The following is a 20,164-nucleotide window of genomic DNA, read 5'->3' as shown; positions in this document are numbered from 1 at the left end:
TGACTCCTATCAATCAATTCGAATACGGGGAACGGTAAGGGCTGACCGGCAGCGGCATAGGCCCACTCAGGTCTTCAAACAGGTAGCGCAGGTACGCGTTGCCGACGTACTGGCGATAATCCTGGGCGTTGTCGACACCGACTTCGCCACCCAGGTAAAAGCGCGAGCTGAGGCGGTATTCGGCGGCCGCGTTGAGGCTGTAGCCGATACCGGTCTTGCTGCTGCTGTCGTATGTTTTTGTACCTATAGCATCTCGCTGAAGATCACTGTCCCTCGGGAAGTAATCACCGCCATCTTGCGCGATATGCTGCACGCCTACCGAGCTTTTAATCTCATAGCTGAAGCGGTCGAAACTCTGCGCCCAACGAACCGGCACGGCTAGCGAGTAGAATTGTTGCGGGCTGAAATAGCCGCCGTTGCCATAGGTGTAGAAACCCTGGTTGTCCTTAAACCCCATGGCCATGCCGCTGACGCCCAGTGTGAGGGTGTCGGTCGGTGTGTTGCGCAGGTACCAGTAGACGCCGCTGCCCAATTCCATGCGAGTATTTTCATCGACATGGTTACCGATCAACTGGTGCAACGACGCGTAGCCGTAGGCACCCACTTCCTGGTCGTCGTAGCTCAGCTCGGCACGCCCGCCGTTGGCGGTGACGCCGCCCCACTTCTTATCGCGGACCTGGCCATCAGCGTCCGTGATCCTGGCAGTCGAACCGGCAAACGAGGTCACGCTGTCTGTCACCGGGCGCCGCGAAACGTTGACGCCATAGCGCAGGTTACCGCCTTCGGTGAACGGTCGATTCACACTCACGCCACCCACCACGGTGTTGTAGGTAAAGCCCAGCGGGCTCACACCGATATCAGCCTTGACGCCTTGCGCCGGGTCTTCAACGGCAACGGCCAGGCCGACGCCGTTTTCTCGCTTGGCTTTGTCATTCCCTTCACCACCACCAAAACGCGCGGCCGAAATGGCTTTGACCGCACCCGAACTCAAGCTCACCGGCGTCGCACGCAACGCCACATTCAAGTCACCCACTGGCATGCGCGCTTCGAATGGCGTGTCCACTTCGGTGATTTTGCTCAGGCCACTTTCACCGTTGTTACTGCGCACGCTCAAGCCCTGCACCAGGTAGCCACTGCGATCACGCAACAGGCCATCGAGGGCACGGCGTGCCGGGCTCAAGGTCGGGTTGTCCAGCGCGGCAATTCGAGTCGGCGGAACAAACGGGTCGCTCAATTTGTTCGACGCTACAAAACCGTTGGCAGGGACGGCAGCGCCCGGCACAGCCACCGGTGCCGGTACCGTACTGGCCGGCGCATCGATGGGCGGCGGCACGGCGCCGCGATCCACGGCCAGGTCAGTGATCTGCCGACGCTGGCCCGGCAAGCCGACGAAGGGGTTGTAGGCCACGCCTTGGGCATCAGCCAGCGCCGAACGCGCCTGGACGCGCTGGGCGCTCTCGATGGCCAGGGCGCGGCGCAGCAACTCGGCCGCCTCGGCATTACGGCCCAGCCCCTGATAGATCTGCCCGGCAGCGGTCAGCGTTTCGGCACTGGTCGGGTCCAGGCGCAGGGCCTTGTCGGTGGCCGATTCGGCCAGGCTGCGATTACCGCCCTTCAAGGCAATGCCGGCAAGGCCCAGTTGCAGGCGAGCGTTGTTGGGGTTCTGCTGCACCAGCGGTTCGTACAGCGCCATGGCTTTCTTGCCATCGCCACCATCGGCGTACATGCGCGCCAGCACACTGATCGCCGAAGTGTCGTGAGGACGCTGCACCAGCGCCGGCGAGAGCATGTCGTAGGCAGCCACCAAGTCATTTTTCTCGCGCAGCGCATCGGCCTGCTTGACTCGGTACTGGAAGATCAGGTCTTCGTAGCGCTGGCGCCCGGCGTCGGTCAACGGCTGGCCCTGCAGGTCGCGCAGGATGTCGCCCGCTTCGGTGTAGTGGTTGGCCTTGAGCAGCACGCCCGCGTAGAGCAGCTTCTGGTCGGGTGTCGGGTTCGAGGTCTTTTCCAGCACGCCTTGCATGATCTGCAAGCCTTCTTCCGGTGCACCCACTTCGACGTAAGCCGAGGCCAGCACCGCCAGGCGCTCGGGCTTCTTGCCGGCCAGGGAAGCGCTGCGACCGAGCAGCGCCAAGGCTTCGGGGCGCTGGCCACGGCGGGCGCTCTCGATGGCGATCTCAGTCTGTTTGTGCAGGGCGATGTCACTCGCCAGCTCATTCATGTCCGGCGTGCGCTGGGCCGCAGGAATGCGCGACAGGGTCGCGTCCGCCGCTTTCCACTCATCCAGCTCAACCGAGAGCAAGGTGCTGGTGTACAGCGCATCCGGCTGGCTGGGCTGGCTTTTGAGCAGGCCATCGATCAGGGCACGGGCGTTGCGGATTTGCCCGTCGCGCAGGTACACGCGCGCCAGGGCGAAACGTGTCCAGGGGTTTTCCGGGTCGGCGTCGAGGGCTTGCTGGTAAGCCGCCTGGGCGGCCTTCAAGTCGCCGCGCTGGTCGGCCACCTTGCCCATCTGAGTGGCGCGCAGGGCCTTGATCTTCGCACTCGAAGAGAACTTGCCACGGTCGGCCGCGGACAGCGAGTCGATCAGCTTCAAGGCTTCATCGGGCCGGCCGGATTGCGACAACACGCCGATCAGGCCACTCAGGGCATCCGGGTCGTTGGGGTTGCGCGCCAGTACTTTGCGGTAGCTGGCTTCGGAGGCGTCGAGCTGGTTGTCTTGCGCCTGGAAACCGGCCAGGGCCATGGTGGCGTCGGTCTTGCCGGGGTTCAGGCGTTCGGCCTGGGCGGCCAGGTCACGGGCCTGGCTGCTGCGGCCGGCGTTCTGTGCGTCACGGGCCTGGTTCAGCAGGCTCCAGTAGCGCACGTCATTCAAGGCTTTTTGCCAGGCGCCACCACCGGGCAGGCGCGTGGCTTGGCCGAGGTAGTTCTCTGCCTCGCTGAAACGCTGCTGCTGTTGGCGCACCACACCCATGCCGCCGAGGGCATCGACGTCATTGGATTTTTCAGCCAGGCGCGCTGCCAGCAACGGTTCGGCGGTTTTCAGGTCGCCTTCGTCGAGGGCCTTGAACGCCTTGACCAGCTTGGGATCACGCTGCCAGCCGCCATCGCCCTTGCCTTGGGCAATGCCTTTGTTCATCAGGGCACGGATCTCAGTGTCGTCCGGATGCTTGGCCAGGAACTGCTGGAACAATGGCACCTGCTCACGGTTCGGCGCACCGAGCCAGACCAGCGCAAAACGCCAGCCTTCATCGGCGGCGCCGCCCACGTCGTTGTCGGTCGACAGGCGCTCCATCGCACGAATGCCTTCGACGCGCGAAGACGGGTTACGCGCCAAGTGCCGGGCCAGGAACAGCGCGGCGATCGAGTCATTCGGACGCTCACGCGTGACGCGTTGCAAGCCGGCAATACCTTCGGCGGTGCCTTTGGGCGTGAACGCCAAGGCGTTGTAATACTCACGCGCAATCAAGCCTTGAGGCTGGCGCCCCTGGAAAATCTGGCGGTACAGCGCCACCGCCTGCTCGCGCTCTTCCACCGGTTCACCCAGTTCACGGGCTTGTTCCAGCAGCTTGGCGTTGGCGGGAATGTTGACGGCAATGTCTTGTTCAAGCTGTAAGGCTTGGCGCGGCAGTGGCGAAATCGCACGCAGGCGGGCCAGGTATTTCTGTGCCTCTTCCGGATGTTGCTGTTGCACCTGGACCAGGCCGATACCGTACAGCGCGTCCGGCTGCTCGGGGCTCAGGCTGAGCAGTTTCTGCCAGCTTTCCAGGGCACGCTCGGGGTTCTTCTTCGACTGCCAGTAGTTGCCCTGCTCGATCAGCAAGGCTTGTGGGTCGCTGGTTGCAGCCAGGCTGGCGCTGGACGCCAGGGTGGCCAAAATCGCAAGGGCTAGCGTGTGGCGGCGCATGCGCCCTCCCAGAATAATTTGACCGTACCGTCTTGTTCGAAACGGTACTTTTGATCGGCAAAACCTTTGCCGAACAGGCTCAGCATGTAGTCGTAATAAACCGGCTGCGCGGTATCGGGCGCGGACGGCGCCATGGCCTTGCCCAGCACGTCGTCGAGCTTCTGCTTTTGCAGCTGCGCCAAGGCGGTCTCGCCGCGTGCCTGGAAGAACACCATGGCCGACGCCGAGAACCCCAGCGGCGAGTAGCCATTGTTTTTCTCGACTTCACCGGTGAGCACATGGACCTTCTCCGGCGGCAGGCCATTGGCCGACGCCGCCGTCGCTCGCGACAGGCCACCCAGGGCCTTGAGCATCGGCGCCTCGAGCGGGTCGCTCTTGGCGGTCATGCCGGCCCACAGGTAGGCGCGGATCGCGTCGTAACTGCCCAGGTCGTCAGAGTACGGATCGACCACAAACACGCCGGCATTGGTGCTGGTAGCGCGGTAGCCCACCCAGTTGGCGGCAAAGCCATGGGGGTTGCTGTGCGGGTCGGCCAGCATCTTCGCGTTGCTGTCGGCGACTTCATTCCAGCCGCCGTTCGGGCGCTCTTTATTGAAGCGACGCAGTTGCGCCAACACTTGATAGCTGGGGTTGAAGCGCCACAAACCGCCCGGATAGGCATAGCCCACCGGCCCCGGCAACAGCATCTTGCCCAGGCCCGGTACGCGTACGATCAGGGTCTTTTCCACATTGGCCAACACCAACTGCGCATCGGCGCGGTATTGCGGCACGTTCCAGATGCGCGCCGCTTCGAGCAACGAATAGGCGATCCACAGGTCGGCATCGCTGGCGGAGTTGGCGTCGATCACGCCCCACTCGCCGTCCTTGTTCTTGCCCCACAGCCAAGCGAACAAATTGCGATTGATGTCGTTGCCGGCCATGTTGGACTTGGTCCAGGTCCACAGCTTGTCGAAACGCGCACGGTCGTTGCCCACCAGGGCAAAGAACATGGCGTAGGACTGGCCTTCGGAATTGCTCTCGCTGGGGTTCAGGGACGAGTTCAGCACCCGCCCGTCTTCCTGCACAAAGCGCGTGGCGTAGTTCTGCCACAGCGGCCATTGCGCGTCACACGTCTGGGCCTGGGCCGCCCCCGCACACATCGCGGCGCCCACCACAACCCAAGCGGCTGGACGCATCATGCCAACCGCCGTTTTGCACGGGCACGCAGGGACAGGTAGATCAGGCAGGAGACAATCGCCATGCCAAGGAAGGTGAACAACAGCATCCAGCCAAGGTTTTGCGACAGTTGCCATTGCACCGACTTGAACAGGCCCAGTTTGCCGACGTAGTACTGCTGGTCGGCCACCAGTGAGTCGACCTGTGTGCCTTGCACCACCGCCAGGCTGCCCTGGATGGTGTCTTTGTATTGGTCACCGCCAATCAGTACGGCGGTTGCGGCTTGCAGGCCTTCGGGCTTGGTGCTGGAGATCAGCACCACGCTGCGACCGGCCTTGAGCGGCGATTCGAAACCGGCAAACCAGGTGCTGGTGCTCAAGCTGTTGAAGCTGATGGCCGCGTTGGCCGCATGCTTGTTGGCTGCGGCGTCCGGGCTGATCCACGTGCTGACGTAGCGCGGCAGGTCAGACAGTTTGAAGTGCTGCTGCGGGCCATTGGCGGTCGCCGGCAGGTATTGCTGCCATTGCTTGAACAACGGCTGGTCGGCACCGGTGGCGATCACCAGCAGGTCTTTATCGGCAACGCTTTGCACGTCCTTGGCTTGCACCACTTTGACGGCCGTCGCCGGGTAACCGGTGGACTCGCCGAAGCGACCCAGGATGGTCAGGTACGCGCTCAGCTCCTCGGTGCCAAAGGTGTCAGGCAACACCACGGCCGACTCGGACAGGTCTGCCAGGCGGGTGAACGGGAAGCCTGCGTCATTGAACACACCCAGGTTGGGCATGGCGATGAAGTGCTGGTAGCCGCTGATGTCGAGGCTCGAATCCGGATCGATCGTGCCGCGCATGTTGTCGACGATGATGTCCCGGCATTCGCCTTCCTTGATGTAGTCGTACATAAAGCGCAGTTGCAGCTTGGACATCGGCGACGCGGAGCTGATCGGCAGCAGCACAGTGGCTTCACGCGGCAGCGTGTTGTCCTTCTGCATCATGCTCAACAGGGTCTTGCCGTCCGCCAGGTTGGTGATCGACGGCAGTGGCATGGACTTCATGAACTGGTCATCCAGGCCCACCAGCAGCGAGGAATTGGTCGACACCTGCTGCGGCGTGTAGCGGTATTTGAGGTGCAGCGGCACACCCTCTTCACGCCAGTTGAACAGGTCGGGCGGCAGGCGGAAATCCACGTTGATGGCGCCCGGGTTGTAGCCCGAGACGCTGAGTTTTTTCAGCTCGACCAGTTCACCCAGACGCACCGGGCGATCACTGGGCACCCAGTTCGGCGCGTCATAAGGACGGCGCGGTGCCAGGCTTTCGAGTTTGTCGATCACCACGCTGCTGCCGGCCAGCACCGGGTTGCCCAGCGCCACAGCGGTCGCTGCGCGCTTGAGTTCGGCGCCGTCGCGGCCCGACACGATCAGCAATTTGCCCTGAGGGTCGTTTGGGTTGGCGATCAGGTTCAGGGTCGGCCCGGTGGCTTGCGCCACTTTCACGCCATTGACGTCGACTGCGTTGGGGCTGAGCACCAGCACAATGGCATTGCCCTTGGCCGGGATCGTGCCGTAGGTCGTGGGGAACGTAGCGCCACGGTAGCTGGCCATTGCGCCGAACCACGAAGACAACGTAGCCGCCGCTTCCAGGGTGGCGTTATCCGGTGCGGTGGCGAACACGAACGGCAGGTTGACCTGGCGGGCATCGCGCTTGTCGAAGAACGGCAGCGGCAACACCGACAGGTCATCTTTCAACAGGATCGGCGAGACCTGCACTTTCAGTTCGCTGGTGTTGCTGATTTTCGCCCACAGGCTGCTGTGCAGCGGGTCCTCGCAGGACATGCTGTAGTGACCGATGAACTGCAACCGCAGGCGGTTGAACTCGGTGATCAGGTGCGGCGGAATCTGTACCACGGCCTGTTGCGCCGTGCCGGCACCTTCTTTGGGCAACGGCAGGCTGGCGGCGACTTCGTCGTTGACCAGCACATTGATCTGCGACAGGTCAGCCAGCAACGCCGGCGAGTAGCTGTAGTTGAGCAGCAGTTGAGCGCCTGTCACGACCTGGTCGGCACGGATGTCGAAGTTGACGCTGTCGGACGACTCCACACCCTGCAGGTTCATGGTGTCGCGACGGCCCAATTGCTTGAGCGTGAGGCTGTAACCGTTCTCGGCACCTTGCGCGGCAACGGGGGCAATCGCGGCTTTGTCGGCCGCCTGCAGCAGTGGGCTCAGGCCCAACAGCGAGGCGATCATCAACGCGAGTGCGGCACGCGAATGAGCGCGCGCAAAAAGAGGTGTGAAGGTCATGGCTTGTCCATCAACGTATCAAGCGGTTGTGAGGGAGTGCGGCGCAGGGCCATACGTAATTCATGCAGGGTGGCACGGCACAACGTGAACAGACCGCCGATGCCGATACCGCCGACTTCGCGCAAGGCGGCCAGCGGCGTATCGGGTTGGCCGGCACCCCAGCTGGCGGCCCAGGTGTCGGCACGTGAGAACGTCAGGCGCACCAGTTCGCTTTGCTCGCGCAGGGTCAATGACTCGAACTGCGCACCAATCTGGGCGCCCTTGCTGAACGCCACTCGCGCCTGGAACAGGTTGTCCTGGCCGTTGCGCGACAACACCAACTGCACCCGTTCACCTTGGACAATAGAGTGGCCATCATCGAGGATCAGGCCGAAGCCGTTCTGCGAGAAGTCCTGGGTGATCCCGTGAAGCACGCGACCGTCGGAACAGATCACACTCACCGGCAGCTTCGCACTCACACGCGGCTCGGAACGCACTTGGCGCGTCTCGGAGGCCACGGCCACGGCGGCGCTGGTGATGATCAGGTTGTAGAGGGTCCAGGTCATGTTGATGGCGACGGTGACGGCGGTGTTTTCCGCGCCGTACACCAGTTGATGCACACCGAAGCCCAGGCCCACCAGGTTCACCACCAGCAACACAAGGTACGGGCGCGCAAGCTTCCAGTCGAAGAACTGCTTGTCGATGATGCCGCCCTTGTCGGTGACGTTGAAGCCACCGGCCTTGGGATTGACCAGCGCCACCAGCACCGGCGGCAGGATGTACCAGGCCAGTACCGTCTCGTACACCTCGTTCCAGAAGGAGTGACGGAAACGCCCCTGGATCCGTGAGTTGGTCAGGCTGGAGTGCACCAAGTGCGGCAGCACGTAGGCCACGATCATCAGCGCCGACGCGTGGAAGATCTCGGCGCCGAACACCAGGTAAGCCAGCGGCGCCGTGAGAAACACCAGGCGCGGCAAGCCATAGAAGAAGTGCAGCATGGCGTTGGCGTAGCAGATGCGCTGGCCCCACTTGAGGCCTTTGCCCAGCAGCGGGTTGTCGGTGCGGAAAATCTGCGCCATGCCCCGTGCCCAGCGGATTCGCTGGTTGATGTGGCGTGACAGGCTTTCGGTGGCCAGGCCCGCGGCTTGCGGGATGGCCAGGTAGGCGGTGTTGTAGCCCAGGCGGTTGAGCTTGAGCGCCGTGTGGGCGTCTTCGGTCACGGTCTCGACGGCAACGCCGCCGATTTCCAGCAGGGGCTTACGGCGGATCACCGCGCAGGAACCGCAGAAGAAGGTGGCGTTCCACAGGTCGTTGCCGTCCTGCACCAAGCCGTAGAACAGCTCACCCTCGTTGGGCACGGCGCGGAAGGTGTCGAGGTTCTTCTCGAACGGGTCCGGCGAGAAGAAGAAGTGCGGCGTTTGCAGCATCGCCAGCTTCGGGTCTTTCAGGAACCAGCCCAGGCTCACCTGCAGGAAGGAGCGCGTCGGCACGTGGTCGGCGTCGAACAGGGCAACGTATTCGCCGTCGGTGACCTTCAACGCTTCGTTGAGGTTACCGGCCTTGGCGTGGAAGTTGTTGTCGCGGCGGATGTAGTTCACGCCGATCTTGCGGCAGAAGTCGCGGAAGTCGTCGCGGCGACCGTCGTCCAGCACGTGGACGCGCAGCTTGTCTTTTGGCCAGTCCATCGCCTGGGCGGCGAAGATGGTCAGTTTGACGATGCTCAGGGCTTCGTTATAGGTGGGGATGAACACGTCGACCGTCGGCCATTCTTCCGGTTCGGTCTTGAGCCACACGGGCTGGCGGCGCAGGGGCCAGGCGGTTTGCACGTAGCCGAAGATCAGCACGACCATGGCGTAGAACTCGGCCGCCACCAGGCCATAGCCGAAGAACATGTCGACCCAGGTTTCAAACCCGAGCGTGGAGGTCAGCCGCCAGAAGATGTAGCGCAGCGACGCCACCAGCGACAGCACTACCAGCGCAAGAATCGCCAGGCGCCCCGGGATCTTGCGCAACACCAGCACCGCCAGGAAGCACACGCCGGCAAACAGGAACTGGCTGTAGAGGTCCAGCGGTGCGGCGATGATGCTCATCAACAGCAGGGCGCCGAGCACGCCACTGGTGACAACCAGTACCGTACGCAGCGCCGCCGGCCAGCGATTGAAGCGCGCAATGGCGCCATTTAGGCGCTGTTCAGCGCGCCCTTCAACGAAGGGCGTGGAGGACGTAGTGTCGGTCATGGAAGGTCCGAGTCGATGCGTTCGAGCAAGGCGCGGCACAGGGCGTGGACGTCCTGGCAGCCGATACTGTTGACGGTAGGGTCGAGGGGGTCACGCCCGTAGGCCTGGGCTTCGCTGAACGAGGGGTCACGGTGCACGGTGCCCAGCAGGGCATCGCCCAGGCGCGTCTTGAACACCTCGACCATGTCCAGGCTGAAGCGGTGCGCGGCGTCCAACTGGTTGATCACATAGAAGCGTTGTGGCGGGGTTACGCGCTCGAAAGCGGGCGCGAGCAAAGTGTCAATCTGGGCCAGGGTGCTGAACGACGCCACGTCGGGCTGTACGGCGACCAACACGACGTCAGCCACCGACAGGGCTTGGCTCAGGTACAGCGAGTTGCCGGCCGGGACATCGATGATCACCGTGTCCTGGCCGTTCAATTTGAGGCTGTCCAAACGTTTGCTCAGCCACTCGGCGTCCTGGCCGAGCCAGCGGTTCAGGCTCTGCTGTTGGGTGTGGTCGGTGCTACCGAATGCCACCAGGCGGCAGCCGGCAAAACCACGTTCAGGCAGCGCTTCCCAACCTTCATTGAGCAGGCTGGTGGCGCCGACGCCGGGCATGTTAAGGCCCAGGCACAAGTGATGGCGCAGGGCGTCTTGAGGGTCGAGGTCCAGGGCCAGCGCTGGGCGGCCCTGGCGCTGCAAGCCGCTGGCAATGGCTGCCGTCAGGGTGCTGCGGCCAACGCCGCCTTTTACCGAGACCACCACCACAACGGCCGGGCTGGAAAGCTCCGAGTACACTTCGCCGTCCAGGCCCTCCACCACTTCAGGCGGGTGCAGGTGTTCGGCTTCGCCGTGGTTCAGCTCTTCGAGCAACCGCAGCAAGGGGGCGGACGGCGCTTCCATGACCGGGGGCATTTGCACAACCGCAGGCGCTTCAACGACTTCCGGGCTCTCCAGGACCTCTACATCGTCCTCGAGGTACTCGTGGACAACGTTGATCTCGCGGTAACCATTCGGGTTGGCACCCAGCTTGTTGAATAGTTTTGAAATGTCATCTGCCCGACTCACTCACTGCCCCTCCCCACCTTGTTTGCGCTTTAAAGGCGATAAAAAGGTCAGCAATGTGCTGACCTTGAATTCTTCTAGTTATGTGGTGTGGCGCGCATTCTGTGATATCACATTGATGGTGTCAGTATTTTGATGCTTTTAGTTCAATTTAATCCGACGAACGGCATGACGCCATTTTTATGACATTTTTGCGAAGAAAAAGGCATTCACTGTTAGAACATGAACTTGCGTTATTTTTTCGCGGAGATTGCTGCCCGAACGGACAACAACGGCGCAAAACTGACATATCCATCAACAAATATTCGGCAGCCCCACACTGTCTCGAAAACTTGCCTACACGAAACCGCGATTAAACCTACGGTTTATATCGCGCAACAGAATACGGAAACCTCACCCGGATTCAAGGGAAAACCGGCTGAGCGGTCGACTCAAAATCACCGGCAAAGCCACGGCCCGTGTATCTCTGTGTATGAAGGCCTGGCCCCTATACACAACGAAGCAAAACCCGCGCCGCCGGACACAGGCCAGATACCTCCCAGGCGTTCAATAAGCCCACACCCTTATTGAACCCGGAGGATACCCACCATGAACTGGAACACCTTGATCGCCGTCAGCCTGCTGGCTTTTGCCGTAAACGCACACGCCGACATGAAGCCAAAGCCCGATATACAGCGCGTACTGTCCACCACCGAAACCGTGGGCACAGGTTGCGGTGTGGTGGATGCACGCATGACCTACCTGGACTCGAAAGGCCAGACCCAGGTACTGGCCTACAAGAAATTTGCGGATAACTGCGGGGATGGAAACTGAGAAGCGCGCCAACCGGGCACAGCGGTGCCCGGTTTTAGCGCGAAGGTGAGTCAGCCGCGAATGCGGTGCTCGGTAAACGCATAGTCTTCCTGGCAGTCCCCACTCGGGCTCGCCGACACACTCACGTAATGCACCGTGTCCGGGTCCACCAGCTTATAGGTGTACAGATCCGGCGTGCGCACACCGTCGGTGCGCAACTCATTCTTGCCATTGGCCGCCGACCAACTGCCCTGCTCGGTCTGGATCACCTGGGTCTGCTGCGCATCGCGGAAGAAGGTGATGGTGAAACGTCCGTCGGAACGCAGGTTGTTGGTCCACGAGAGGAACTGGCATTTGTCCGTTTGCGTGCGCAGGCCTTTCCATGTGCCCACCAGGGCGGGGTCGTTGGCAGGCTTATTAGAGGAGCACGCGCTGAGGGCGGCGGTTAGCAGGAGGAGAGACAGGCATAGCGTCCGTTTCACGTGAGGCTTCCTTTTGATTTGGATGGGTTGCGCGCTGGCGCTGAAGGCTCTGAGGCGCGGTAGGCATCCTAACCTTGCCTGTAGGAAAAAGGAGCGCGAGGGAGAAAAGCGTGGGTTTTGTAAAAATAGTCAGAATTCAGGGGTTTACAGAAGCTTGCCAATCGCTATAATCGTCGCCCTAACACGCCGGTATAGCTCAGTTGGTAGAGCAACTGACTTGTAATCAGTAGGTCCCGGGTTCGACTCCTGGTGCCGGCACCATTCAAAACAGGGCCTCGCAGCGATGCGGGGCCTTTGTTTGTCTGCTAGACGTAACAAGCGACGTAACAACGGAATGACGCGATGAATTGGAAGTCGATCGACTGGAAATATATCGTGATGTTTGTGGTCACGCTTGTATGCGCGCTTGTCCCTGTTTTATGGCAGTCAAAACAGGATGCGCGGGCGATCACCGTCAAGCACCTGTCTTCAACAACCCTGCAGCTCGACCAACAAGCCGGCATCAAAGACCTCCAGGTAACCATAAACGGTCGTAATATTGATCGTCCTTACCTCTCGCTTTTGCAGGTGGTTAATGATGGGGCTAAGCCAATCCTGAGCAGTGATTTTGAAACGCCCATCGAACTATTTGCGAAGAATGAGGCTTTGGTTGTAAGCGCCCAAGTCACTGATACCTCCCCTGCTGGCATCACGGCAAAGGTATCGACAGATGACAAACGGGTCATGATCGCGCCATTTTTGGTGAATCCAGAGGATTCAGTCTTCCTAACGATTCTCACGTCAGGAGGAGCACCTAGCTTTGAAGCGAAAGCGCGAATTGCAGGCGTGAAGGGAGTCAATTATGTCGATTCGTCCCTCCCAGCCCCCCATCGGGTCGGCTTTGTTATGAAGCTTTTTGCAGCTCTAAGCATGCTTACCCTTTACTTTGTATATATGGCATCTGCCAGCCGCAAACTCATCGTATCCAGACCACTTGCCTATATGACAGGTATCACTTGCATAGCAGGTGCTGTTCTCATCCTTGAGACTGTGGGGGCCGAAATAGAAGTATTTCTCCCGATAGGGAAAGGCGGTTTATTCATACTGATCCTCATTATCGCGGGTTTGGGCGCAAGACAGATTGGCAAGCGGATTGACCGGGCGACGTATCGGTAAATGCGATTCGGAGAACACCATGCCAAGGCCCACCTCCGTCGCTCCCATTCAAAAATGGAAATGATCAATTAAGGCGCCAGTTGGGAGGTCCATTGGACTACCAGGAGGGGCCGGCCAGACAGATTTTGTTCAACCGCGCTGACTACCTACGGGGCTATATAGATGGCGCGCTGGACTTCCTTGGGACTGCCCCGCCCTATTTAGTGTGCTGCGCAAGCGGCGTGACTGGCACGGCATAACGACTGACTCAACATCAGTTGAGTCCTAGGTTCGACTCTTGGTACGGCACGAATTAAATCAGAGGCTTGCAGCGATGCAGGCCTTTGCTTTATCCGCGATGCGTAACAACGCGTATAGCAAGACTTGATAATGCGCACACGCCTGCGCGCCTCATGTAGCTGGCATCCGCCCCAAGGTACTGGGGGGTGCGCAGAAAGAGTAATTTCTGTAACCGCTGCCGATAAACAGGCGCAATGCCTTGATTTACAAAGGTTTTTCGGCAATGGGAAAAGGTAACTTTAGAGTAACTAAAAGGTAATCTGGTTACTCTTTATTAAGGTGATATTTAAGCTCCAAAAAATCTTTATAAATCAATACCTTATAAAAAATTACCTTTTTGATTACTCATAAGTTACCTCTATTTGTAATGTCAGAACCCACGGACGGCGCGGCCTCCAGGGTAGGTTTGCCTGCAGATTGCTGAAATTACTCTTTCCGAAAATCATCCCCGACCAGCCCCTCGAATTTGGGTGCACCTCATAGCCCATAAAAGCCCTTCCAGTGCAGGGAACCGCAGGTTTTTGCCTCACCCCATACCTACCGCCAGCCCGCCGCCTGGGTCACGTTGGGCGGTCTGCGGGGGTGCAGAAAAAATGACACGTTTAGCCCGCGGGCGTGGCGGGGGGACGAGCGCGCGCGCCAGGTGAGGATGCAGCCGCTGGCAGCAGCGACTACGATCAGTTGACCGTTGTTATGGGCATAACGGAACCAACGAGCTCCCCGAGCAACGCTCCTTTATATAGAACGAATCAGCGAGCCATGTGATGAACCTCAGTCTGCCAACCAGTACTTCATTAACAGACCTGAATCTGCCTGAGGCGATGCTAGAGCAAGCCGTAAAATTGCTGAGAGGCATACAGCAGGCTGACACGGCGGACGAAATGGGGCGAGCTGCAGACCGTGCAGAAGGATTTGTACTAGGGATCGAGACGGTAAGGGCATTGAACGCTGCAAGCGTCGAAGGTCTATATTTGGCCTTCGCCAATGCCGCCAATGCGTGGCACAGGGAGCGTGAGCAGCAATAAGCGGGCAACGCATGACAGATAGATCACCCACCTCCACTCGACTGGAATCTGCTAGCAGGCAGGTGAAAAAATCCATATACTGGATGCATGCACAGTATTGAATTTTCTTGTATCAGCAAAAATATTGTGATAACGGGTACAAATGTTATTGGTAATGCGGATATACTCGCGCGCCGCTCAATAGGTCAACAGGGCGAGTAAAAGGAGGGCTGAATGATCATATCCATGCCGAAAGCGATTGAGGTCGCTAAACAAGCGCTCCAGATTGCGTGGAATGGCGCCCTGCCAGTCAATCCTGAAATTATCGCAACCAGTTTGGTTGTCTTCAAAAGAGACGAAACCACAGGGCTTGATACAAGCATCCCTATTCGCGTCCGCGCGCTAAGCCCATTTGAGCTTGATGCCAGCGGCAGGGCCTCCCTCATCAATACTACTGAGGGACCAGTTTTTTATTGCGATTATAATGACAGCGAGATTATTTATCGCAGTCGCTTTACTTTGGCACACGAACTCGGCCATGTGCTACTTGGCCACGTGAATGAAGTTACTCCGCAGCAGCGGGACACCACTTTCGGGAACTACAACCCGATTGAACGTGCAGCAAACGCTTTCGCTGCTGAACTAGTCATGCCTGAACAAAAGGTGCGTGAGCTATTTGGCGGTGCTTCTTCGGTCCCACAAATGTCAGAAGCATTTGGAGTGTCTAACGCTGCCATGTCCTACAGGTTGAAAAATTTAGGACTTGCCGGATGACAGAGGATGCACCGAATTTCGGACCCAGTGATATTGCAGGCTCAAAGTTTGAAACTCCGAATCAGACCAATGATGCAGAGACGCGTCTCATTCAGGAGTCACTCCGACGTAAAGAGTTCAGTCGGTATTTTGCAACGTCAGCACTGGTGCTGCTGACGCTCGCAGCATCGTGCTGCCTGGCCTTCTCCATGTGGGTCGGGTGGCACTTTTTAGTTGGTTTGGACAATCAAAAAATTAGGGAGGACGCAATTGCTGCCTCCCAAGTGGTAATTACCCCTGTTGTAACGCCGCTTACCGAAAAGCCTGCCTCCAAAATCAAGGCTCCAACTGTCGAAAAAAGCCATCCTGCTCCCACCGCCGAAACAAACAAAGAAACATTCTATGTTAAAATTCTGGCACCCTTAATCCCAGCTTCCTTTTCTTCTGCCATTGCAATTATATTATTTATAACAATCGCTCGGCTTGTAACAAATTTTGAAAAGATGGGGCGGGAAAATCCGGAAAAGGATCAAACTGAGGACTACGGAACGATTGCCGCATTTTTTCAAGAGCTTGTAAAATTAATTAAAAGCTTTAAGAAAGAATAAAAGAGGCCGCAATAATAGCGGCCTCTTTTCACGTTGGTTAGCTCCTAGGGATGGGAATCTCGTATGGTCGGAACCGCACAACCTCATCCCCCAGCCATTCATCATCTGCGCCAGTCGAGCCTGTGGCAGTACCAGCTCGTTGAGCCCACACCTGGGCAGCGTCCCGTTTCGATCCAAACCCTCCAAAGTTCTGCGGCACGATACCCACGACGTGGATAGGGATGCGCGGCGCCGCCAGCAGTTCATCGCGGCTGATGTTGTTGATCGAAGTGAAGTCGTCCTTTGCCGGGACCTCGCTGGTCGGGATCAACTGCATACCATGCTTCTTGCCGCCTGGGGCGTACATGAACAGGTTGAGGAGGTTGTCGGGCCCGTTGCCGCTCTTCATCGCATTGCACCGGTCAATGACGAGATCCTCGTTCTGTGACGTCTCGGTCAACCTTCGGGAGATGGCCGATCAACTGATTGAGAATGGCCGGCCTTTACGTTTAGATAGCGCACTGCGCCAGGCACTCTGGCAGAGTCTTACCCCGCGTTGTCTACACAAAAACCGCGCGGTTCGCAGTCGATTGACTGGCAAGAGCATCAGATGTTGGTTTTTTGAAAAATAAAGGAACGCCGGGTATGCAAGCGGCGCAAGGAAGATGCACTTAACCTGGAAAAAAAGGATGGTCATTATGGGTACAGTTCGCAGGTGCAATCTTTGCTTAAAAAGAAAAGAAATGACGCGCGACCATATATTCCCCCAGTCAATTGCCTTGCCGGTTCAGCGCCAAATAAATCTTATCTTGAAACAACTGAAGCCAGCGGAAAGAGGTAAGAGAACCACCTCTATTGCCCAAAACGGTTTGCAAAAGCGGACTCTCTGCGGGAATTGTAACAACACGATCCTAGGTACGACCTTAGATCCAGCATTAGAACACCTCTGCAAAGAAACTTCTATTCAACTGCGAAACTCCATGTTCTTAATGAACTCAGTTATGCACTTGAAAAAAATTCAACTAAACAAAGTAGCGCGAGCTGTCGCCGGCCACTTCATCGCGCATGACGATCAGGCTACGCCCAAGCATTTGGTAGTGAAAGCGCTACGCCGTTTCGTGCTTAACCCCAATAAATGTTTTCCTGAAGAATACAGATTTCACATCTGGCTGTACCCTTTCAAAGAACAGGCCGTGTTGAAAGATTTATTCCATGCTCAGCTTGGAAGTGGTTACGAACCATTTGGTATTTCCGCTTACAAAACTTACCCACTGGCCTTTTCATTCAGCAACAAAGTACATAATCCAGCATATGAAATAGAAGGAACGATAGACGTAACAGATCATTTAACTGGAAATCTGGAAGATCTGTTCACGATAAAGTTAGATACCAGAACTATAGTTGATAGAAACTGGCCGTATGCCCCTGTAAAAGATGGCGCGATTTTGACTGCAGAAAACGGGAGTATAACTACAAAGCCGCATATGAACACAAAACCATACCCGTACTAATCAGCACCCAATATTGTTTGCTAGCGACGTGCCGATAGCCTGAGAATATCGCGGCCGGGAAGATGGACAGCAACCGGGATGAAGAAAGCCGCCTCAAGGGCGGCTTTTTCGTATGCGATCAACCGTCAGTTGACGGCGGCAGGCAGTTCATACGGGTTGAACCGCACTACCTCTTCTCCAAACCAATCGTTGATCTGCGCCAGTCGAGCCTGAACCGGCTCCAGTTCGTTGAGCGCCCACACCTGGGCGGCGTCGCGGATCGACCCGAACCCGCCCGCGTTCTGCGGCACGATCCCCATGAGCTGGGGCGGGATGCGCAGCGCCGCTAGCAGATCATCGCGGCTGATGTTCTTGATCGAGGCGAAGTCGTCCTTGGCCGCCACTTCGCTGATCGGGATCAACTGCATACCATCCTTCTTGCCGCCCGGGGCGTACATGAACAGGTTGCGGAAGTTACCCGGCCCCTTGCTGCTCTTCATCGCGTCGCGCAAGTCAGTGACGAAATCCTCGTTCTGTGCCGCGTCGGTCATGTACAGGATGAACCCGGCATGCGAGCCGTTCTGGTAATACTTGCGGCGGAACAGCGTGGCCGACTCGTTGAGCAGGGCGCTCTGCAGAGCCGCCAGCCACTCCGGCAAACCGTAGACCTCCTGGTTGATATCCGCCTCACGTAGGTGGCAGACGCTCCCGCCCTTGAACTCGTGCTCGTCCTTCCATCCGCGCACCTGGTAGTAGGTCACCAGGTCGGTACCGCGCCGCATATACTTCGCCAGGCACGGTTGCAGGCCAAGCGTCTGGCGCAGCATGTTGTCGCGCTTCTCCAGATACAGGTTGCCGCACCACCCCCAGTCCATGACTATCTGCTCGAACGCCGCCCGGCTCAGCAACGGATGAGGGATAAAGGTGCGCGCCAGTGCGTTGCGTTTGAAGTTGAGCCCAGACTGCAGATACACGCTCGCCTTCGTCGAGCGGGCAAGGCCGTCCAGGGATATAGGCGGCTCATACCACCGGCCATTGGCCCAGCACTCCAGATAGTCGAGGATCTCCCGACCATCGAGCACCGGCACCGGATCGCCGAAGGTGAAGGCCATCGACTGGCCTCCCTGATCCTTGACCAGCAGCTCGCCTTCTCGCGCCTGGGTAGTTGCCGCCAGGTCCTGGCTGCGGCGGTTGCGATTCTTGCTCATCAGTAGATCTCCATGATGCCGGTGTTGGCCGCTGTCCGGCCCTCCAGCGGCTCGTTGTGCAATGCGTGAAAGAGCGCCCACGCCAGATCGGCGTGGCCGGTGCTGTCGTTGCGGCCCGCAACATAGGTGAACTGGCGTCCGCCTGGGGTGATGGTCTTGCGGATGGCCATGAGCGACTGCGCGATGTCGATCCAGCCGGCATCGAATTCAAGACGACCCTTGCTGATCACGTCCCACGCCTTCATCACCAGGCGGGTCTTGACTTCGGGGTTGTAGGAAAACGTTTTAAGAGCCGGGAAGAACTGGCGCACCAACTGAGCAACGGCGCTACCGATGCCCGTTGTGTCGATCCCGATATAGGCCACGTTGTAGCGGCGGGTAACCTGCCGGATCGTTTCGGCCTGCGCGGAGAAGTCCATGCCCCGGAACTGGTGGCGTTCCAGTACACGGAACTTGCCACCAGCCACCAGCGGCGGTCCCACAACCACCAGGCCGGCAGAGTCGCCGCTCTCGGCGGGATCGTACCCAACCCAAACGGGCCGCTCGCCGAAGGGCCGCATCGCAAAGGGGCTGTAGTCTGGCCAATCCCAGCTTTCCACCATGCACGGCTGCAGCATCGACAGCGGGAAGATGCTCTGCCCGTCATCAACAAATTGGCACATCAGCAAGTTCTGGAAGGCCGCCGCGTCGTATTCCTCACGCAGTTCGTCCAGGTCAAACAGATCGCAGCCGCGTGCCTCCGCATCGAGGATGGTGACAATCTGGCGCCAGATGCGGTCCTCGCAGTACCGGCCCTGCTGCAGCGCCTCGTGACTCACGTCCAGCTGGATATGCTGGGCCGTTGGCTTGCCCTTATTGAAGCGCTCGCCCGTCCAGTAGTTATAGGCTGGGTGCGCCATGCTGCTGGGCGTCGAGAAGTAGGTCTTACGCCACTTCTTGTGCAGAGCCATACCCGAGGCCACTTTGTTGATCTCGGCGAAGCCATGAACCCAGAAAAACTCGTCGAAATAGAAGTTTCCGCTACGCCCCTGCGCCGTGCGGTAGTTGGTTCCCAGGAAGTGCAGCTCGGCGTTGTTCCACAGCACGATGGGGTCGCCAGTCAGCTTTACCCCCAGCACTTCGTTGAGGAAGGACTGCATGTAGGTCTTGAACTGGTGCGCCTGCGCCTTGCTTGCCGACAGAAAAATCTGGTTGCGGCCTGTGGTGATGGCGTCGATCAGCGCCTCGCGGGCGAAGTAGAACGTCGCGCCAATCTGCCGGCTCTTCAAGATCATGCGGGTGCGCATGTTCCCCGCGCGGTGCCAGTCGAGCTGGTAGTCGAAACAACTGTCGCGGAACGCCTCGACCAGCGTCTCGATCTGTCCTTCGTCCAGCTCGTTGCGCTTGGGTGCCTTCTTCGGCCCCTCGTTGCGCTTGGCGATGTTCGGGTTGAGTTCCGTCTCGCTCCCCCCGTCCTGGTAGCGCTGAATCCTGGCTTGCCGCTCCAGCTGCCGATGCAACAGGTCGATTTCCTTGAAGTCACCGCCGGTCTTGCCGTCCTTGAGGATCAGCTGCACCAGACGTGCCTCCAGCGCCCCGCCGATCCGCTCTACGTTGTCCGCCCGGTCCCACTCGTCCCGTGTTTTCCAACTGTGCAGGGTCTTCTCTTTCTCGCTGAGGTAATCGGCGATATCGGTGATGCGCCAGCCCGTCCAATACAGGAACTTGGCGTGGCGGCGCGGATCGGTGGTCGGCTGGGCGATTGCATTCATGACGCAGATGCTGCCGCTCACGCGCGCGAGCCCCTAACTCCGCGTC

At 58.9% G+C, this 20,164-nt stretch carries 15 protein-coding genes and 1 tRNA gene; 7 read left to right on the top strand and 9 right to left on the bottom strand.

Translation table 11 applies throughout. The features are described 5' to 3' along the window. Window positions 1–13: 13 nt before the first annotated feature. The 5 genes from AC07SU_RS02775 to bcsQ are packed head-to-tail and all read right to left on the bottom strand — an operon-like array spanning window position 14 to window position 10,551. Window positions 14–3,907 (bottom strand): cellulose biosynthesis protein BcsC, encoded by a 3,894-nt coding sequence (locus AC07SU_RS02775; RefSeq protein ID WP_494996144.1) that lies wholly within the window; start codon window positions 3,905–3,907, stop codon window positions 14–16. Continuing rightward, window positions 3,889–5,085 carry a cellulose synthase complex periplasmic endoglucanase BcsZ gene (gene bcsZ, locus AC07SU_RS02770; RefSeq protein WP_494996143.1) on the bottom strand — a complete coding sequence of 399 codons (1,197 nt, stop codon included), beginning with the start codon at window positions 5,083–5,085 and terminating at the stop codon, window positions 3,889–3,891. The genes AC07SU_RS02775 and bcsZ overlap by 19 nt, the downstream gene beginning before the upstream one ends. Continuing rightward, window positions 5,082–7,355 carry a cellulose biosynthesis cyclic di-GMP-binding regulatory protein BcsB gene (gene bcsB, locus AC07SU_RS02765; RefSeq protein ID WP_494996142.1) on the bottom strand — a complete coding sequence of 758 codons (2,274 nt, stop codon included), beginning with the start codon at window positions 7,353–7,355 and terminating at the stop codon, window positions 5,082–5,084. Before bcsB ends, bcsZ begins: the two co-directional genes overlap by 4 nt. Further along, window positions 7,352–9,571, bottom strand: a complete 2,220-nt coding sequence (bcsA, locus tag AC07SU_RS02760) for a UDP-forming cellulose synthase catalytic subunit (RefSeq protein ID WP_494996141.1) — start codon at window positions 9,569–9,571, stop codon at window positions 7,352–7,354. Before bcsA ends, bcsB begins: the two co-directional genes overlap by 4 nt. Further along, window positions 9,568–10,551, bottom strand: a complete 984-nt coding sequence (gene bcsQ, locus AC07SU_RS02755; RefSeq protein ID WP_494996192.1) for a cellulose biosynthesis protein BcsQ — start codon at window positions 10,549–10,551, stop codon at window positions 9,568–9,570. Before bcsQ ends, bcsA begins: the two co-directional genes overlap by 4 nt. Window positions 10,552–11,205: 654 nt before the next feature. Between bcsQ and AC07SU_RS02750 the strand changes: the two genes are divergently transcribed. Next, on the top strand, window positions 11,206–11,430 hold the full coding sequence (locus tag AC07SU_RS02750) for a DUF2790 domain-containing protein (protein WP_176997318.1): 225 nt from the start codon (window positions 11,206–11,208) through the stop codon (window positions 11,428–11,430). A gap of 50 nt (window positions 11,431–11,480) precedes the next feature. Here AC07SU_RS02750 and AC07SU_RS02745 read toward each other — a convergent pair whose 3' ends face one another. Further along, complete coding sequence (locus AC07SU_RS02745; RefSeq protein WP_494996140.1) at window positions 11,481–11,891, bottom strand: hypothetical protein; 411 nt, start codon at window positions 11,889–11,891, stop codon at window positions 11,481–11,483. Between the two features lie 185 nt (window positions 11,892–12,076). On the opposite strand from AC07SU_RS02745, the gene AC07SU_RS02740 reads away from it, so the two are divergent. The 5 genes from AC07SU_RS02740 (at window position 12,077) to AC07SU_RS02720 (ending at window position 15,690) form a co-directional block, all read left to right on the top strand. Then, a tRNA-Thr gene (locus tag AC07SU_RS02740) sits at window positions 12,077–12,152 on the top strand. An 81-nt stretch (window positions 12,153–12,233) separates the two neighbouring features. Beyond that, a complete protein-coding gene (locus AC07SU_RS02735) occupies window positions 12,234–13,046 on the top strand; it encodes a hypothetical protein (RefSeq protein WP_494996139.1) in 813 nt (270 codons plus the stop codon). Between the two features lie 1,043 nt (window positions 13,047–14,089). After that, window positions 14,090–14,350 carry a hypothetical protein gene (locus AC07SU_RS02730; protein WP_494996138.1) on the top strand — a complete coding sequence of 87 codons (261 nt, stop codon included), beginning with the start codon at window positions 14,090–14,092 and terminating at the stop codon, window positions 14,348–14,350. A 213-nt stretch (window positions 14,351–14,563) separates the two neighbouring features. Further along, window positions 14,564–15,103 (top strand): ImmA/IrrE family metallo-endopeptidase, encoded by a 540-nt coding sequence (locus AC07SU_RS02725; protein WP_494996137.1) that lies wholly within the window; start codon window positions 14,564–14,566, stop codon window positions 15,101–15,103. Continuing rightward, complete coding sequence (locus tag AC07SU_RS02720; protein ID WP_494996136.1) at window positions 15,100–15,690, top strand: hypothetical protein; 591 nt, start codon at window positions 15,100–15,102, stop codon at window positions 15,688–15,690. The genes AC07SU_RS02725 and AC07SU_RS02720 overlap by 4 nt, the downstream gene beginning before the upstream one ends. Before the next feature lie 37 nt (window positions 15,691–15,727). Here AC07SU_RS02720 and AC07SU_RS02715 read toward each other — a convergent pair whose 3' ends face one another. After that, the gene (locus AC07SU_RS02715; RefSeq protein ID WP_494996135.1) at window positions 15,728–16,078 is read right to left on the bottom strand and encodes a capsid portal protein; all 351 of its coding nucleotides are present in this window, start codon (window positions 16,076–16,078) and stop codon (window positions 15,728–15,730) included. Between the two features lie 289 nt (window positions 16,079–16,367). On the opposite strand from AC07SU_RS02715, the gene AC07SU_RS02710 reads away from it, so the two are divergent. Next, window positions 16,368–17,180 carry a hypothetical protein gene (locus tag AC07SU_RS02710; protein ID WP_494996134.1) on the top strand — a complete coding sequence of 271 codons (813 nt, stop codon included), beginning with the start codon at window positions 16,368–16,370 and terminating at the stop codon, window positions 17,178–17,180. A 125-nt stretch (window positions 17,181–17,305) separates the two neighbouring features. Here AC07SU_RS02710 and AC07SU_RS02705 read toward each other — a convergent pair whose 3' ends face one another. Together AC07SU_RS02705 and AC07SU_RS02700 are read right to left on the bottom strand one after the other, a co-directional pair. Beyond that, window positions 17,306–18,367, bottom strand: a complete 1,062-nt coding sequence (locus AC07SU_RS02705; protein WP_494996133.1) for a phage portal protein — start codon at window positions 18,365–18,367, stop codon at window positions 17,306–17,308. Next, window positions 18,367–20,118 carry a terminase ATPase subunit family protein gene (locus AC07SU_RS02700; RefSeq protein ID WP_494996191.1) on the bottom strand — a complete coding sequence of 584 codons (1,752 nt, stop codon included), beginning with the start codon at window positions 20,116–20,118 and terminating at the stop codon, window positions 18,367–18,369. The genes AC07SU_RS02705 and AC07SU_RS02700 overlap by 1 nt, the downstream gene beginning before the upstream one ends. Window positions 20,119–20,164: the final 46 nt, after the last annotated feature.

The organism is Pseudomonas sp. GW821-FHT05H12, from assembly GCF_059419385.1.
The sequence above is the reverse complement of the archived record's forward strand: the minus strand, read 5'-3'. Positions and strand labels throughout refer to the sequence as shown.

What these genes read in the sequence shown, in the direction of transcription:
- AC07SU_RS02750 (WP_176997318.1), top strand. Translation starts at nt 11,206, where the DNA reads ATGAACTGGAACACCTTGATCGCCGTCAGCCTGCTGGCTTTTGCCGTA.
- AC07SU_RS02735 (WP_494996139.1), top strand. Translation starts at nt 12,234, where the DNA reads ATGAATTGGAAGTCGATCGACTGGAAATATATCGTGATGTTTGTGGTC.
- bcsZ (WP_494996143.1), bottom strand. Translation starts at nt 5,085, where the DNA reads ATGATGCGTCCAGCCGCTTGGGTTGTGGTGGGCGCCGCGATGTGTGCG.
- AC07SU_RS02710 (WP_494996134.1), top strand. Translation starts at nt 16,368, where the DNA reads ATGGGTACAGTTCGCAGGTGCAATCTTTGCTTAAAAAGAAAAGAAATG.
- AC07SU_RS02715 (WP_494996135.1), bottom strand. Translation starts at nt 16,078, where the DNA reads ATGAAGAGCGGCAACGGGCCCGACAACCTCCTCAACCTGTTCATGTAC.
- AC07SU_RS02720 (WP_494996136.1), top strand. Translation starts at nt 15,100, where the DNA reads ATGACAGAGGATGCACCGAATTTCGGACCCAGTGATATTGCAGGCTCA.
- AC07SU_RS02700 (WP_494996191.1), bottom strand. Translation starts at nt 20,118, where the DNA reads ATGAATGCAATCGCCCAGCCGACCACCGATCCGCGCCGCCACGCCAAG.
- AC07SU_RS02730 (WP_494996138.1), top strand. Translation starts at nt 14,090, where the DNA reads ATGAACCTCAGTCTGCCAACCAGTACTTCATTAACAGACCTGAATCTG.
- AC07SU_RS02725 (WP_494996137.1), top strand. Translation starts at nt 14,564, where the DNA reads ATGATCATATCCATGCCGAAAGCGATTGAGGTCGCTAAACAAGCGCTC.
- AC07SU_RS02775 (WP_494996144.1), bottom strand. Translation starts at nt 3,907, where the DNA reads ATGCGCCGCCACACGCTAGCCCTTGCGATTTTGGCCACCCTGGCGTCC.
- bcsB (WP_494996142.1), bottom strand. Translation starts at nt 7,355, where the DNA reads ATGACCTTCACACCTCTTTTTGCGCGCGCTCATTCGCGTGCCGCACTC.
- AC07SU_RS02705 (WP_494996133.1), bottom strand. Translation starts at nt 18,367, where the DNA reads ATGAGCAAGAATCGCAACCGCCGCAGCCAGGACCTGGCGGCAACTACC.
- bcsA (WP_494996141.1), bottom strand. Translation starts at nt 9,571, where the DNA reads ATGACCGACACTACGTCCTCCACGCCCTTCGTTGAAGGGCGCGCTGAA.